Annotated in this window: 10 protein-coding genes and 4 pseudogenes; 9 read left to right on the forward strand and 5 right to left on the reverse strand. The window is 71.3% G+C overall.

What is annotated here, in order from left to right:
* Positions 1 to 154: 154 nt before the first annotated feature.
* Positions 155 to 760 carry a hypothetical protein gene (locus ACIBNA_RS21500; protein WP_399166758.1) on the forward strand — a complete coding sequence of 202 codons (606 nt, stop codon included), beginning with the start codon at positions 155 to 157 and terminating at the stop codon, positions 758 to 760.
* A 5-nt stretch (positions 761 to 765) separates the two neighbouring features.
* Here the strand turns inward: ACIBNA_RS21500 and ACIBNA_RS21505 are convergent, their stop codons facing one another.
* Together ACIBNA_RS21505 and ACIBNA_RS21510 are read right to left on the reverse strand one after the other, a co-directional pair.
* On the reverse strand, positions 766 to 1479 hold the full coding sequence (locus ACIBNA_RS21505) for an SDR family NAD(P)-dependent oxidoreductase (RefSeq protein WP_399166759.1): 714 nt from the start codon (positions 1477 to 1479) through the stop codon (positions 766 to 768).
* A gap of 15 nt (positions 1480 to 1494) precedes the next feature.
* Positions 1495 to 2517, reverse strand: a pseudogene (locus tag ACIBNA_RS21510) (zinc-dependent alcohol dehydrogenase family protein).
* Between the two features lie 449 nt (positions 2518 to 2966).
* Between ACIBNA_RS21510 and ACIBNA_RS21515 the strand changes: the two are divergent.
* Positions 2967 to 3845 carry a helix-turn-helix transcriptional regulator gene (locus ACIBNA_RS21515; RefSeq protein ID WP_399166760.1) on the forward strand — a complete coding sequence of 293 codons (879 nt, stop codon included), beginning with the start codon at positions 2967 to 2969 and terminating at the stop codon, positions 3843 to 3845.
* A gap of 17 nt (positions 3846 to 3862) precedes the next feature.
* Here the strand turns inward: ACIBNA_RS21515 and ACIBNA_RS21520 are convergent, their stop codons facing one another.
* The gene (locus ACIBNA_RS21520; RefSeq protein ID WP_399166761.1) at positions 3863 to 4561 is read right to left on the reverse strand and encodes a TetR/AcrR family transcriptional regulator; all 699 of its coding nucleotides are present in this window, start codon (positions 4559 to 4561) and stop codon (positions 3863 to 3865) included.
* A gap of 970 nt (positions 4562 to 5531) precedes the next feature.
* On the opposite strand from ACIBNA_RS21520, the pseudogene ACIBNA_RS21525 reads away from it, so the two are divergent.
* Together ACIBNA_RS21525 and ACIBNA_RS21530 are read left to right on the forward strand one after the other, a co-directional pair.
* A pseudogene (locus tag ACIBNA_RS21525) lies at positions 5532 to 6400 on the forward strand (MBL fold metallo-hydrolase).
* Positions 6401 to 6683: 283 nt separating this feature from the next.
* Positions 6684 to 7426: pseudogene (locus ACIBNA_RS21530) on the forward strand (serine hydrolase domain-containing protein); the annotation flags it as partial.
* 67 nt (positions 7427 to 7493) lie between these two features.
* Here ACIBNA_RS21530 and ACIBNA_RS21535 read toward each other — a convergent pair.
* Positions 7494 to 7910 (reverse strand): annotated as a pseudogene (locus ACIBNA_RS21535) (hypothetical protein); the annotation flags it as partial.
* A gap of 138 nt (positions 7911 to 8048) precedes the next feature.
* On the opposite strand from ACIBNA_RS21535, the gene ACIBNA_RS21540 reads away from it, so the two are divergent.
* Positions 8049 to 8675, forward strand: a complete 627-nt coding sequence (locus tag ACIBNA_RS21540; protein ID WP_399166762.1) for an NADPH-dependent F420 reductase — start codon at positions 8049 to 8051, stop codon at positions 8673 to 8675.
* Between the two features lie 15 nt (positions 8676 to 8690).
* Here the strand turns inward: ACIBNA_RS21540 and ACIBNA_RS21545 are convergent, their stop codons facing one another.
* Complete coding sequence (locus tag ACIBNA_RS21545) at positions 8691 to 9362, reverse strand: TetR family transcriptional regulator (RefSeq protein WP_399166763.1); 672 nt, start codon at positions 9360 to 9362, stop codon at positions 8691 to 8693.
* Positions 9363 to 9651: 289 nt separating this feature from the next.
* Here ACIBNA_RS21545 and ACIBNA_RS21550 point away from each other — a divergent pair, with 289 nt between their 5' ends.
* The 4 genes from ACIBNA_RS21550 (at position 9652) to ACIBNA_RS21565 (ending at position 15117) form a co-directional block, all read left to right on the forward strand.
* Complete coding sequence (locus tag ACIBNA_RS21550; RefSeq protein WP_399166764.1) at positions 9652 to 10974, forward strand: UDP-glucose dehydrogenase family protein; 1323 nt, start codon at positions 9652 to 9654, stop codon at positions 10972 to 10974.
* A 78-nt stretch (positions 10975 to 11052) separates the two neighbouring features.
* Entirely contained in the window at positions 11053 to 12270 is a 1218-nt protein-coding gene (locus ACIBNA_RS21555) for a glycosyltransferase (RefSeq protein ID WP_399166765.1), read from the forward strand.
* 264 nt (positions 12271 to 12534) lie between these two features.
* Positions 12535 to 14151 carry an MDR family MFS transporter gene (locus tag ACIBNA_RS21560; protein WP_399166766.1) on the forward strand — a complete coding sequence of 539 codons (1617 nt, stop codon included), beginning with the start codon at positions 12535 to 12537 and terminating at the stop codon, positions 14149 to 14151.
* Positions 14152 to 14346: 195 nt separating this feature from the next.
* On the forward strand, positions 14347 to 15117 hold the full coding sequence (locus tag ACIBNA_RS21565) for an ABC transporter ATP-binding protein (protein WP_399166767.1): 771 nt from the start codon (positions 14347 to 14349) through the stop codon (positions 15115 to 15117).
* Positions 15118 to 15122: the final 5 nt, after the last annotated feature.

Raw genomic sequence — 15122 nt, forward strand, 5'->3', positions numbered from 1 at the left:
GCGCCGATCCGGAAACCCGGGGTCGGCGCCTCGCCCCGCGTGTCAGCGCCCGCGCTGTGTCACCTGTGATGAGGGAGGCCGTAGGCCCGAAGGCGGAAACCGAGGACGACTCGTCACGGCCCGGTCTGACCGCTTTCGCGCCGCACTGGCGGACGTGTGCGAAGTGAAGCCCGACGTCGTCTACTTCGGGGGCCGCGGCACCACGCTGCCGCAACTCCTGACCGTCCTCGCCGCGCGCCGCTGCCGAGACCACCGGATCACCGTGATGTCGGGCGACGACACCATGATGATCAGAGACACGACGGGCTTCGACGCGCAGGAACTGACCGACGTGCTCGGCAAGGGCCGCATCGGCCTGCTCCACACCGGCCTCGCCCACCCCGGAGCGTGGGACGCGGCACCGGACGCCTTCGACGCGAAACTCGTCGCGCCCTTCCGCGACGGCACGTTCCCGCACAGCGACCTGGAGGACGGCAGGGCCGTCATGATGCACGACGCCCTGCTCACCGCGGTCCGGGCGGTCCGGGTGACCCCCGCGGTGCCGGATCCGACGGTCACCGACGTCCACCGGACGCTGTCCCGGCTGCGGCAGGAGGGTCCGCTGCCGGGCGCGAGCGGCTGGATCGCCCTCGGAAACGACGGCGCCACCAAGGACAAGGCGATCCCCGTCCTGCGGATCACCCCGGACGGCCGCACCACCGCCGCGACGGTCACATCGGCGGACGGCACACCACAGGGCGGGGCGGCGAGGAAGGGGTAGCAGGGTCAGTCGAGCGCGACGCCCGTGTGCCTCTCCAGGGCTTGGACGAGCTGAGCCTGGAACCGTTCGTCCCGCGAGGCGGGGTGGGGTGTCCGGGTCTGCCGGTGGTACCAGTAGCCGCCGGTGGCCGGGGTCACGTCGGGGTGGGTGGCGAGCCATGCCTGCGTCTCGTGGCCGGCGGTCAGGTCGTCCGGTGCGCCGCGCCCGCCCATACGGGTGGGGACCCACCCGGGGTCGACCGCGTGGCTGGAGGTTCCTTCCCAGCGGGAGGCGAACGCGAGCGCGAGGGTGGTGACCCACAGTTTGGTGTCGTCGTAGGAGGCGGATCCGACGGCCGGCCGTCGCAGGTCGGTGGAGCCCGTTCGGTGCATGGAGCTGCTGAGGTAGATGAGCCTGGCCGGCTTGTCCATCAGGGCCGTCAGCACGTAGGGCGCGACGGTGTTGACGGTGACATCCTCCGGGCGGTGCATGACACCGGCGTTGTGGATGACGGCGTCGAAGCGGCCGAACCCGGCGGCCTGCCGGGCGACATCGCGGATCTCGGCCGGCTCGGCGAGGTCCCCGGTGATGACGCCTTTCCACCGGGCGGTGTCGTCCGCGCCGGCGAGCCGGGCCGGGTTGCGGACGTGGACGACCACGTCGTGTCCCTCGCCGGCCAGCGCGTCCGCCGTGTTGCGTCCGAGCCCGCCGGCCGCTCCGGTCACCAGAACCAATGCCATGTCAGTCATCTCCCATCAGAGCGTCAGGAGCACCTTGGTGGCGCGCCGCTCGTCCATGGCCCTGTAACCCTCCGCGGCCTCCTCCAGCGGCAGGGTGAGGTCGAAGACCTTGCCGGGGTCGATCTTGCGGTCCCAGATGAGCCGGATCAGGTCGGGCAGGAAGCGGCGTACCGGGGCGGGGCCGCCCTCGGTGTGGATGCCGGCGAAGAACAGGTCGATGCCCTGGATCGCGACGTCGTAGTTGACGCCGACGAAGCCCATGTGCCCACCGGGGCGGGTGGAGTTGATGGCCTGCATCGTCGACTCCTGGGTGCCGACGGCCTCGACCACCGAGTGCGCGCCGAGCCCGCCCGTGAGCTCCTTGATCCTGGCCACGCCCGCGTCGCCGCGCTCGGCGACGATGTCGGTCGCGCCGTAGAAGCGCGCCAGCTCCTGCCGCTCGGGGTGGCGGGACATCGCGATGATGCGCTCGGCGCCCAGTTACTTGGCGGCGAGGACGGCCATCAGGCCGACCGCGCCGTCGCCGACGACCGCGACCGTCTTGCCGGGGCCTGCCTCCGCCGCGACGGCCCCGTACCAGCCGGTGCCGAGCACGTCGGAGGCGGCGAGCAGCGACGGGATCAGGTCCTCGTCCGGCTGCCCCGGCGTGGCGACGAGAGTGCCGTCGGCGTGGGGGATGCGGGCCTTCTCGGCCTGGGTGCCGACCGTCCGCGCCACGAACTCCCGGTGCACACAGCCGGACTGGTAGCCCGCACGGCAGATCTCACAGGTGTCGTCGGAGATCACGAACGACCCGACGACGAAGTCGCCCACCTCCACGCTGCGCACGTCGTCGCCGACTTCCTCGACCACGCCCACGTACTCGTGGCCCATGGCCGTGTGGTCGGCGGGCTCGACCCCGCGGTAGGGCCACAGGTCCGACCCGCAGATACAGGTCGCGGTCAGCCGGACGATCGCGTCGGTGGGCTCGACGATCTTCGGGTCCGCACGCTCCTCCACCCGGACATCACCGGCCGTGTACATGACTACTCCACGCATGACTGCGTCTCCTTGCCTTCGCTGCTGTGTGCCGACGCCCGCAGCGCCTAGGGTCTGTCGTTTGGATCAGGTCGCAGGGAAGCGACTGTTCTGCTCGGTGCCGGCGAGCGGGGTCTGGTGCGTGCCTCTGCAAGGCGGAGGAGGGCGTCGACGCGATCTTGCTCGATCGAAGTCGAGAGCTTGGGGGAGTCGGCAACCGACGACAACGCCGCAGAGGTGCGTGCCAGACCCCGCGTCTGCGGCGTGATCCAAACGACAGGCCCTAGTCCTGCCGGGCGGGTCACCTCACCGCCCGAGGCGCTTGTGATCAGGCCGCGCCACCGGTGACGGCGGAGCGGAAAGCGCCACGACATCCAGAGAACCAGCCCATGGCACGGACAGCGAGTTACTGATGATGGGTGTACTGGCAGTACACCCCGAGCCGCCGGACTCGGCCGTACGGTCGTGCTGTGGACAACCGTGACGAAGTCCGCGAGTTCCTCACCTCGCGGCGAGCCAAGATCACCCCCGCGCAGGCCGCACTGCCGGCCGGCACCCGGCGCCGCGTCCCCGGACTGCGCCGCAGCGAGGTCGCGGCCCTGGCCGACGTCAGCGTCGAGTACTACGCCAAACTCGAACGCGGCAACCTCGCGGGCGTCTCACCCGCCGTGCTCGAAGCCGTCGCCCGCGCCCTCCAGCTCGACGACGCGGAGCGCGCCCACCTGCTCCATCTGGCCCAGGCCGCCGAGGGCTCCGACACCCTCGCCCGCCCCCGGCCCCGCTCCGGCAGGCGGCGCACCCTGCACAAGAGCCTGCAATGGACCCTGGACGCCATCACCACCGGGGCCGCGTTCGTCGCCAACGGCCGTCTGGATCTGCTCGCCACCAACCAGCTCGCCCGCGCCTTCTTCAGCGACATCTACAGCAGCCACCACTCCCAGCCGCCGAACCTCGCCCGCTACCAGTTCCTCGACCCCGCCGCCCAGCGCTTCTACGCCAACTGGGAGCTCGCCGCCGACATGACCGTCGACGTCCTGCGCACCGAGGCCGGCCGCAATCCCCACGACAAGGACCTGCACGACCTCGTCGGCGAACTGTCCACCCGCAGCGACGCGTTCCGCTCCCGCTGGGGCGCTCACAACGTCACCCGCCACGGCACCGGCACGAAACAGTTCCACCACCCCGTCGTCGGCGACCTCACCCTCGTCTGGGAAGCCCTGGGCATCACCGCCGAACCCGGACTCACCCTCATCATCTACACCGCCGAGCCCGGCTCGCCCTCCGCGGAGAGCGTGCACCTGCTCACCACCTGGGCCGCCACGCATGGAGCGGGCTCCGCCACGCAGTAAGCGGACCGGCGTGTGTGTCAGCTCCTCTTGTCGGGTGCCGGCGCCGTGGGGCCTCCCGGGCCGGCGCGGAGCATCGCCTTGTAGAGGGCGTCGTGCTCGGGCAGGTCGGGCAGGGGGCCGCGGGCCGGGGCCTCCAGCGACTGGATCATCAGGGCGACGACGCGTCGCCAGGCGTCGGGGGCGGCGTCGCCGGTGGCGTTGACGACACCGGCGTTGGCCATGTGGATCAGCACCAGGTCCGAGGGGTCGAAGTCCTCACGCAGCCGGCCTGAGGCCTTGGCCCGGTCGATGAGCCGAACCATGGCCTCGTACGCCTCGTTGCGGCGCCGCTCCAGGGCCTTGGCGGTGGGGAAGGTCATGGTCAGGACGTCGGCGAAGCCGTAGTCGGCGGCCTGCATCGCGCAGGCGGTCTCGATGTAGCCGACGAAACCGCGCCAGGGGTCCGGGTCCTCCAGGGCGGTCGCGACCGCGTCGGCGTAGGCGTCCATGCGGTCCGAGAAGACCGCGTCAACCAGCTCTTCCTTCGTCGGGAAGCGGCGGAACATGGTGGCGATCCCCACGCCTGCCTCGCGTGCCACGGACGCCATGGAGGCGTTGAGACCGTCCCGGGCGAAGACCGTCCGCGCGGCGGCGATGATCCGCTCCCGGTTGCGCTCGGCGTCCTTGCGCAGCGGCTGTGCTGCTGGACCGTCGGGGTTCTGGGCGCCAGGGGTCATACCGGCCACTGTAGCAATCGGATTACCCTATCCAGTTGCCCTCGTTACGTCCGGCGCGACGCCGGGGCCGCGGTCGAACTCTCTGTGGTGTGGAGCAGACGGCCGTCGAGGTGTGCCGGCGGACCGTGCCGACGCCCCACATCGCGACCCACAGGCAGACCTGCCCAGAAACGGCCGCCGAGGTCCGCGACGCCGTCGTTCATCCGGCTGGGGAGCGGGGTGCGGCCCTCGGGGCGCCCCAGCCACTCCGGTGCGAGTGCGCCGTCGGCCAAGAACAGCGCGATCCCCGTGCCCGCGGCGGCGATCCAGGTATCCGGCCGGTCGCTCACCGGCGCGACAGCCCCCAATGGCACACCCGGTCCGCCGAGTTGGACCGGCCCGGTGGCGTCGCGCAATTCGAAGAGTCGGCCACTGATGCGGCTGGTGGTGCCGTCCGGCTGGTCGGACAGGCCGAGTTCGTCCGGCGTCGGAAGGCCCTCCCGGTCGCCCCCGGGTGGCGACGGCGAAGGCGGCGGCGGTGACGGCTCGGTGCAGACGGGCGGGGATGTCCGCGCCGACCAGATCGACCACGTCGACCCGCCGAGCGGCGCAGTCGCTCGCCCCGTCGGCGGTGAAGCTCGTCGCGCCGCGTGCGCCCCGCTTCGTCGGCCAGGACTACGTCCGTCCTGGTGCGGGGCCGTCCCCGTGGCCGGGGGACACTCAGACGGGTCATGACCGACCCCGGGGACCAATCGAACCGCGGTTTCGGCGCCGTCGAGCCCCCAACGCGCGCCGGTGATGTCGAGGCGGTCGGCGATCAGGTGGCGGTAGGCGCCTTCGACACACCGACGGCCCACCCAACAGCGCAACAGGCAGCAACGACCCCAGTACTGCCCACTGTTCATCTGAGAGATCACCTCGCCCCACATCGAGATCATCACGGCACGAGGCGAGTCACCGCCCGCGTGGAATGCGTGGCAGGATCGCGGCCATGTCCCTCATCGTTCCCCGCCTCTGGATCGGCTCGACCGAGATCATCGCCCTCGCCGACGGCGAGGGCCCGTTCTTCTCCGCGCGTGCCGAGGCCTTCCCCGAGGCCACGCCGCTCAGTGGGCCGAGGCCGACCGCTACGACCCGGGCGCGGTCGACGCCGAGGGCCGCTGGCGGCTCCAGTTCCGCGCGTACGCGATCCGCGGCGACAAGGGCCTCACCGTCGTGGACGCCGGGATCGGTCCGGCGGACAGCCCGGCCGCCTCGTGGGCGCCCGTGCCCGGTGCGCTCCCCGAGTCGCTCGCCGCCGCGGGCATCGACCCGGCCGAAGTCGACACCGTGGTGCTCACACATCTGCACACCGACCACGTCGGGTGGGCGGTCGTGACCGAGGCGGCCGTCCCGTCAGCGGGCGGCGCGGTGGACGGCAACGCTTCGACCGGCGGCGCGACCAGCGGCCGCCGCCCTTATTTCCCGAACGCCGAATACCTGCTCCAGCGGGCCGAGTTCGACGCCCTCGACACGCTCAACCCGCAGCTTCGCGAGACCCTCACCGACCCGCTCGCGGCCGCCGGCCGGCTCCGGCTCCTCGACGGGGACACGCCGCTGCGCGCCGGGCGCGCGGTAGCCACGCCCGGTCATACGCCCGGACACCAGAGCGTGCTGGTCGCCGACGGGCGCGAGCTGGCGCTCGTCACCGGCGACCTCCTGGTGCACGCGCTCCAGCTCCTCCACCCCGAGCTCGCCTACGCGCACGAGGTCGACCCTGAGGCGGCCAGGCACTCGAGGGAGCGCATGCTCGGCCGCGAAACCGCCACCACGCTGCACCTGGCGACGCCGCATTTGACGGAGCCGTTCCTCTCGGCGTGATCATGGCCCATGAGTGCCGTCGAGGGGTCGGCAGCGGGCGAGGAGTTGGCGGTGGACCGGGGGCGCGGCGGTGACGCGCAGCGTGTAGCCCTGGCCGCGTCGTACGGTCACGCCCTGGTCGGGCGCAGCCCGTTCGACGTCGTCCAGCTCGGTCGTGCGGAGGAAGTCGGCGACCTTGCCCGGTATGTCGAGAGTGACCGGCAGCTCCGGGGCTGGGTGCCTTCGCGGTCAGCCGTGGTGTGCTCGGGCATGAGGTCGACGACGGCCCTGCGGATGGCTCCCCGGCCAGATCGGTCTCGACACACCGATCGGCCGGTACCTTCCAAAGCTGGTTCCCGGAGCACGCGGTGACGCGATCACGGTCCGGATGCTGATCAACCACACCAGCGGCCTCGCCGAGTATCTCCCGTACGCCTACCCCTCCCTCAAGCCAACTACCTGCTCCTCGGCAAACTCCTGGAACAGGTGACCGGCACTACGGCCGAGCGGTACATCACCCGGAACGTCATCGAGCTCGCCGGGCTCCGGGACACCGAACTCCCCGCCGGACCGCACGTCAACGGGCCGCACTCGCAGCTCTACGAGGCGTGGTTCGGCATGATCGACCCGCCGCGTGACTACAGCGTCTACGACATGTCATGGGTGGGGCCGTCAGCCTCGCTGATATCGACCGTCACGGACCTCAACCGCTTCTTCGGCATGCTGCTGGCCGGAGAGGTCGTCAGTCCGTCGTCGCTGGCGCAGATGCGACGCACCGTCCCGGTCGTCTCCCAAGAGGGAAAGACGATCGACTACGGCCTCGGTCTGCACCCGATGGAGGGTCCCGGTCAGGGCACCTTCTGGGGCCACGGCGGCACGGTCTGGGGTGGTGGAGCCCTGGCCATGACCCGTGCCGACGGCAAGCGGCAGATGTCCGTCGCGGTGAACCTGCAGAGGTGGAACAGACTCGACTCCTCCGGCAAGCCGCAGCCCCATCCCATCGACGACGCGCTTGCGACTCTTTACCGCGTGGCGATGTACGGCTGACCGGGCCGCCTGCTGAACCCGTTGGCTGCTGTCATTCCTCCAGGACGTCGCACTCGCCCTCATCGGCCGCCCGCAACTCCTCGACGGCGGCGTCCAGATAGCGGGTCGTCCACAGCACGGCGGCATTCAGCACCAGAGCTGCCGGTTCACCTTCCGCCGGCAGGTGTCGTCGACCGGGTCGACCACGCGCAGCAGGTGCAGGGTCTTGGCGATCCGCCCGCACTGCCCGGTGGCCAGGGAGCCGACCACCCGGAGCATGTCCGGCCAGCGCGTCACCACTTTGTTCGGGTTCACCTTGTTGCAGGCCAGCGGCTCCAGCGGCCCGTACCCGCCGGTGCCCTCGCCGGGCATCTCCATCCGCTGCCCCGTTTGAAGTGGTAGTACTTCGGCGATGGACCAGCGTTGATGGTCCGCTTCGGCCCACGAACCGCAGCCCCTCGACGGAGGCGAGTAGGCCCTCGCCTCCGTGCTCCACGATCGGCACCCGCTCCCAGCTGCCGTCGACGGCACACCGGGACCAACGACCTACTGATCCAAACGAACTGCTTAGGTCTTTGGTGCCCCGCCCACTCGGCCCGCGGTCCGATTCGCCGGCCCCCGGACAGCAGCTAGCGTCCCACCCATGCGCTTAGGACTACTTGGCACCGGCAACGTCGCCCGAGCACTGGCCCACGGCTGGAGCGCCGCAGGGCACGACGTACTCCTCGGCTCACGCCGACCTGAGGAACGGGGTGGCCTCGGCCTCCCCGTGGCGAGCCTCGACGACACAGCCGCCCATGCGGAAGTACTCGTCAACGCCACCCCGGGGACCGTCTCCGTGGAACTCCTGCACTCCATCGGGGCACCGGCACTGGCCGGCACCCTGCTGATCGATGTCGGGGTCGGTCTCTCCGACGACTTCACCGAGCTCTCGCACCCCAACAGCAGCCTTGGGGAACAGATCCAGGAAGCCTTTCCCCTGACCCCCGTCGTGAAGACGCTGTGCACCATGGACTCCACGGTGATGGTAGCCCCGGGCGATCTGGACGGCCCGAGCACCGTCTTCCTCTCCGGCGACGACGCCGAAGCCAAGCGGACCACCGGCCGACTGCTCACCGATCTCGGCTGGCCCCCGTCGTCCCAGCTCGACATCGGCGGCATCGGCACAGCACGCGGGCAGGAGCATTTCGCCCTGCTTTTCATGGGCATCGCGGGCGGTCTGGGTTCTCATACGTTCAACATCAAAGTCGTCGCCCGCCCTTCTGCCTGACAGGTTGCAGCACCGTCAGTCGTCGTCGACGGCACGCTCCTCGTCCTCGCCCCCGGTCGCCCCTTCGCCGTCTTCCGGCGCCGGCGCCGGCCCCAGCAGGACCTCGATGCCCGCGCGCAGGTACCGCTCCAGCGTGGCGTCCGGCGCCGAGACCAGGGCGGGTGGGCGGATCTCCGTGCGCATCAGGCTGGTGCCGAGCATCCAGGCCGCAAGGAGCTCCGCCCGCAGGTCGGCGTCGGGGCCGTCGAGGCGGGCGGCCAGGCGCTTGGAGAACACCTCCGTGAAGTCCGCGCGCAGCCGCGCCACAGCCTCGTCCCGGCCGGAGGACCGCAGCACGGAGAGCACCGGATGCGGGAAGTCACCCTCCTTCGGCTGCCCCATGAGCAGCGCGCAGAACCAGTCGGGTATCGCCTCGACCGGCTCGTTCAGCAGTGGCTCGAACATCTTGCCGGAGCTCGAAACGTCGTTGAACAGCGCTTCTTTCGAGCCGAAGTAGCGGTAGACGAGGGCGGCGTCCACGCCCACGTCGCCCGCGATGTCGCGCACGCTGGTGCCCTCGTAGCCGTACTTGCCGAATCGGAAGGACGCGGCGGCCCGCAGCGCGGTACGCGTCGCCGAGGCCGAGCGTTTGCGGGCGGGCCGACGGGCCACCTCCTCGGCCGCCTCGCCGTTGTGTACTCCGGTCACGTACCGCACCTCCGTGGTCCTCGGCGTTTCCGCCATCCGCCCATGTTCCAGTCTGTGGCGACTGTCTCAAAGTCACCGATCGATGTCATCAGTCGTTGACTTACATTCTCGCCGCATGCGATACCTGACTCACGTCAACGACTGGTGACTTGAGTCCTGGCTCTGCCCGGGCCGTACGACGGAGTCGGCCCTTCCAGGTCCGCCCGCACGACGCGATCGAGCGCGCCCTCGCGCACCCCTCGACCGTCGCAAGCGGGCGCCCCCCACCGACCGGAAAAGGTGATCTTCTGTGCCTGCTCGACGCGTCGCCGTGATCGGAACCGGCTACGTCGGACTGACAACCGGCGCCTGCCTGGCCTCTCTCGGGCACCGTGTGGTGTGCGCGGACGCCGACCCGCACAAGGTCGAGCGGCTGCGCGAGGCCCGGGTGGACATCCTGGAGCCCGATCTGCCCGAGACCGTCCGGGACGCCCTGGACGCGGCCCGGCTCGACTTCACCGGCGACACCGCGGCCGCCGTCGCCGAGGCCGAGGTGGTGTTCCTGTGCCTGCCCACGCCCATGGGGGCGGGCGGCGCGGCCGATCTCGCCGCCGTGGAGGCCGTCGCCGCGCAGATCCGCGACGTGCTGCCGCCCGGCTGTGTCGTCGTCAACAAGTCGACGGTGCCCGTCGGGACGTGCGAGCGCGTCGCCGCGCTGCTCGACCGGGACGACGTGGCCGTGGTGAGCAACCCGGAGTTCCTGCGCGAGGGCCGCGCCGTCCACGACTTCCTGCACCCCGACCGGATCGTCATCGGCGCCGCCGACCGGGACGCCTCCCGGCGCGTGGCCGACCTGTACGCCGGACTGGACGCGCCGCTGGTGCTCACCGACGCCGCCAGCGCCGAACTGACCAAGTACGCGGCGAACTTCTTCCTCGCGATGAAGCTGTCCTTCGCCAACAACCTCGCCACCGTCTGCGAACGCTTCGGCGCCGACATCAACGATGTCACCGAGGGCATCGGCCGGGACCCGCGCATCGGCTCCGCGTTCCTGCGGCCCGGGCCCGGCTGGGGCGGCTCCTGTCTTCCCAAGGACACGCACGCCCTGCTGACCGTGTGCGAACTGGCCGGCGTCGACTTCCCCCTGCTGCGCGCCACCATCGAGACCAACGTCACCCACCAGCAGCAGCTCGTCGAACGTGTCGCCGCCGCGTGCGGACGCGGCACGGACGGCTCGCTGCACGGCGTACGGCTGGCCCTGTACGGCCTGACCTTCAAGGCCGGCACCTCCGACCTGCGCGACTCCCCCGCGCTCTCCGTCGCCCGGCTGCTGCGCGAGCGCGGCGCCGAACTCACGGCGTACGACCCGGCGTTGCGCGAGGAGCGGCCCGACCTGAGTGATCTGGTCGACCTCGCCGACGACCCGGTGCGGGCGGCGGAGGGGGCGGCGGCTTGTCTCGTCCTCACCGAGTGGCCACAGCTGCGCGACCTCGACTGGGCGGCGATCGCCGCTCGCATGGCCGGCCGGGAGGTCCACGACTTCCGCAACCTGCTGGACGCGGACCGGCTCGCGCGGGCCGGGCTGAGCTGGCACGGCATCGGACGCGCGGAGGCACCGACGCGGGTGGCGTGACACCTGTGCTCCCCCGACTCCCCCTCCCCACCTTCCTTTCTTCCCTCCGAAGAAGAATCCCAAGAGAAAGGCTCACCCATGCGGGTTCTGTGCACCACGCTCGGGAGTCCCTCCCACGGGCGTGCTCAGCTGCCCCTGCTGCGCGCCCTCGCCGAGGCCGGGCATCAGGTGCTGGTGGTCACCACCGAGGCCCTCGTCCCCGTCTTCCGTGACGACGACGTACAAGTGAACGCCGCCTTACCGGAGTTCGATCCGCTCGCCGCGATGGGCCCGTACCTCGCCGAGCTCGGCGACACCCCCGACCTGACGGACCCGACGGCGGCGCTGACCCGGCTGCTGATGCGCCACTTGGCCGGGTCGGGAGTCAAGCCGCACCTGGACGTCCTGCTCCCCATCGCCCGGGACTTCCGGCCCGATGTGATCCTTCGGGACGGCATGGACATGGGCGCGGTCCTCACCGCCGAACTGCTCGGCGTGCCGCAGCTGCCGACGCCTTCCGGGTTCAGCAACGTCCTGGACCCCGCCGAGGTGCTGCCGCAGCTGAACGAGCGGCGCGAGGAGCTGGGACTTCCCGTGCGGGACGACCCGCTGTCCGTCGTACCGCACGGCCGGGTCGACTACGTGCCGCCCGCCTTCTCCTTCGCCCGGCACCTGCCCAGGACGTGGGCATACCGGCAGACGGTGGACGTCGAGCGCGGCGGGGTGCTGCCTCAGTGGGCCGCCGGACTGCCCACGGACCGGCCGCTGGTGTACGCCGCGATCGGTACCGCCCTGCCGGGGATCCGTGCGCGCATGGCGGACCGGGAAACACCTCCGCCCGTGCAACTGCCGGACAGCGCCGAGAGCCTGCGCGCGATCGTGGGGGCGGCGGCCGAGCTGGACGACTGCACGGTGGTCGTGTCGACGTCCGGGGTGCCGGTGGACACCGAGGGGCTGCCCGGGCACGTCCACGTCACCGAGCGGGTGCCGCAGCCGCTGCTGCTGGAGTCGGTCGACCTGTTCGTCACCCACGGCGGCTTCAACAGCATCCGCGAGGCCATGCGCACCGGCACGCCGCTCGCGGTCCTGCCGCACTTCGGGGACCAGCCCGCCAACGCGGAGCGCGTGGAGGAGCTGGGCCTGGGCCGTCACATCGCGGACCGCAGCGCGGCCGGCATCGCCGACGTGTGCCGCAAACTCCTCGCCGATCCCGAGCCCCGGGCGCGGGCCCGGTCGGCCCAGCTGGCGATGCTGACGCTGCCGGAGGTCGGGCAGGCGGTCGGTGACCTGGCCGGCATCGCCGGTATCGCCGGCTAGGGCCTGTTGCGAAAGTGGCGTCGTCGCCCGCAGGGCGGCCGCGCGGCGTCCGGTGCGTGCTCTCGGCGTGCCGGCCGGAAGCCCTCGTACTGGGCGTACTCGGGCTTTCGGCCGGTGCGGCGAGAGGGCGTGCCGGACGCCGCGCGGCAGGCGGCACTTTCGCAACAGGCCCTAGTCCCCCGGCCCCCCGGCGCGGGCCGCTCCGGAGCTCCGGGGTGGCCCGCGCCCGCGAGCCGTACCCGCCCCCACCCCCGAGGACGACACGTGACCTTCTCCGACACCCAAGAACAGGGCGCGGCCGGGGACATGCCCCCGAGGCTCAGTCACCGGCAGATCACCACCGTCATGTCCGGGCTGGTGCTCGGCATGTTCCTGGGGGCGCTGGACCAGACGGTGGTCTCGTCCGCGCTGCGGACCATCGCCGACGACCTGCACGGGCTGACCGCCCAGGCGTGGGTGACCACCGCGTATCTCATCACCGCCACCATCGCGACGCCGCTGTACGGCAAGCTCTCCGACATCCACGGCCGCAGGCCCGTCTACCTGGCCGCGATCGCCCTGTTCACCGTCGGCTCGCTGCTGTGCGGATGCGCCACGTCGATCTATCAACTCGCGGCGTTCCGCGCCGTGCAGGGTCTCGGCGGCGGCGGTCTGATGTCGCTGGCGATGACGATCGTCGCCGACATCACCACCCCACGCGAAAGGGGCCGCTACCAGGGTTACTTCATGGCCGTGTTCGGCGGCGCCAGCATCGTCGGCCCGCTGGTGGGCGGCGCGTTCGCGGACCGGGCCGACCTGCTCGGCACAGCCGGCTGGCGGTGGATCTTCCTGATCAACGTGCCGCTCGCCGCCGCGGCCGCGGTGGCGATCATGCGCGTGCTGCGCTTCCCGCACCGGCGGGTGCGGCACCGGCTCGACCACGCCGGGGCGCTCGCTCTGGCCGTGGGACTGGTGCCGCTGCTGACGGTCGCCGAACAGGGCCGCGTCTGGGGGTGGGACTCGCCCCGGGCCCTGTTGATGTACGCGATCGGCGTGGCAGGACTTGCGGTGTTCGTCGTGGTCGAGCGGCGGTCGGGCGACGCCGCGCTGCTGCCGCCTCGCCTGTTCCGCATCCGGACCTTCCGGCTGGGCGTCGGGCTGCACTTCGTCGTCGGCATCGGCATGTTCGGCGCGATGACGACGCTGCCGCTCTATCTCCAGCTCGTGCGCGGCATGAGCCCCATCGCGGCGGGCCTGGCCACGCTGCCCACGGTCGCCGCGAACCTCGCGGTGACGCTGCTGACGGGCCGGATGATCGCCCGGACCGGCCGGTTCAAGGTCCATCTCGTCGCCGGTGTCGGCTCCTTCACCGCCGCGATGCTCGTGTTCGCCACGCTGCGCGTGGACAGCCCGCTGTGGCATCCGGCGCTCGGCATGGCCCTGATGGGCGCGGGACTCGGTGCGTCGATGCAGACGCTCACCACGCTCGCGCAGTGCGAGGTGCCCCGTACGGACATGGGCGCGGCGACGGCGTCCGTCAACTTCTTCCGCTCCAACGGCGGCACGGTCGGCACCGCGGCGTTCCTGTCGATCCTGTTCACCACGGCGGCCGGCAGCATCGCTGACCGACTGGCCGAGGCCCGCCACGACCCGGCCTACCGCCACCTTCTTGCCCAGCCCGACAACGCGCACGCCCTGACGGGCGTCCTCCGCCCCGGCGGCGGCGTCAACCTGGAGGACTCCGCCTTCCTGCGCACCCTCGACCCGAGCGCGGCACTGCCGTTCCTGGAGGGCTACGTCACCTCGATGCGCATCGTCTTCCTCACCGGCGCCGCGGTGTCCCTGGCCGCCTTCGCGCTCGCGGCCTGGCGGGTTCCTGACCTCACGCTCGCCGACGAGTAGCGTCCAGACAACGTCGTATCTCAGGTCCTGGCCCCTTCTTGAGGAGGGGCCTCGTCATACTTCCGGGGGACGGGCCGGCCCCCGCTCGCACTTTCGGCCGTCCCCGGAAACGGGCATGTGGAGGGACGCCCCGCGGGTCACGGGCGCGGACGATGGACGGGTCCTCGAAGACCAGTTCCCGACAGGAGTCCCCTCGTGATCACCACACCCGCCGCTCGCCGCGCCACCGCGGTGGCCGCACGCGCCGCGGATCTGTCCAAGGTGTACGGACAGGGCGAGACCCGGGTGATCGCCCTGGATCACGTCACCGTGAACTTCCACCAGGGCGAGTACACCGCGATCATGGGGCCGTCGGGCTCGGGCAAGTCGACGCTGATGCACTGCGTGGCCGGCCTCGACACCTTCAGCGGCGGCTCGGTCCGCATCGGTGACACCGAGTTGGGCTCGCTCAAGGACAAGCAGCTCACGCTTCTGCGGCGGGACAAGATCGGTTTCATCTTCCAGGCGTTCAACCTGCTGCCGACCCTGACGGCCCTGGAGAACATCACGCTGCCCATGGACATCGCGGGCCGCAAGCCCGACCAGGAGTGGCTGCGCAAGGTCATCGACATGGTGGGCCTGTCCGATCGGCTGGATCACCGGCCCGCGCAGTTGTCCGGCGGCCAGCAGCAGCGTGTCGCCGTGGCCCGCGCGCTGGCCTCCCGCCCCGAGATCGTCTTCGGTGACGAGCCGACCGGAAACCTGGACTCGCGCTCGGGCGCCGAGGTGCTGGGCTTCCTGCGCCACTCCGTACGGGAGTTGGGGCAGACCGTGGTGATGGTGACCCACGACCCGGTGGCCGCCTCCTACGCGGACCGCGTGATCTTCCTCGCGGACGGCCGGATCGTCGACGAGATGCTCCGGCCCACGGCGGACGGCGTGCTCGACCGCATGAAGGAGTTCGACGGCAGGGGCCGCACCAGCTGAGCCTC

Origin of the sequence: Streptomyces sp. NPDC050164 (genome assembly GCF_044459945.1) — a bacterium.
Lineage (GTDB): Bacteria > Actinomycetota > Actinomycetes > Streptomycetales > Streptomycetaceae > Streptomyces > Streptomyces coeruleorubidus_A.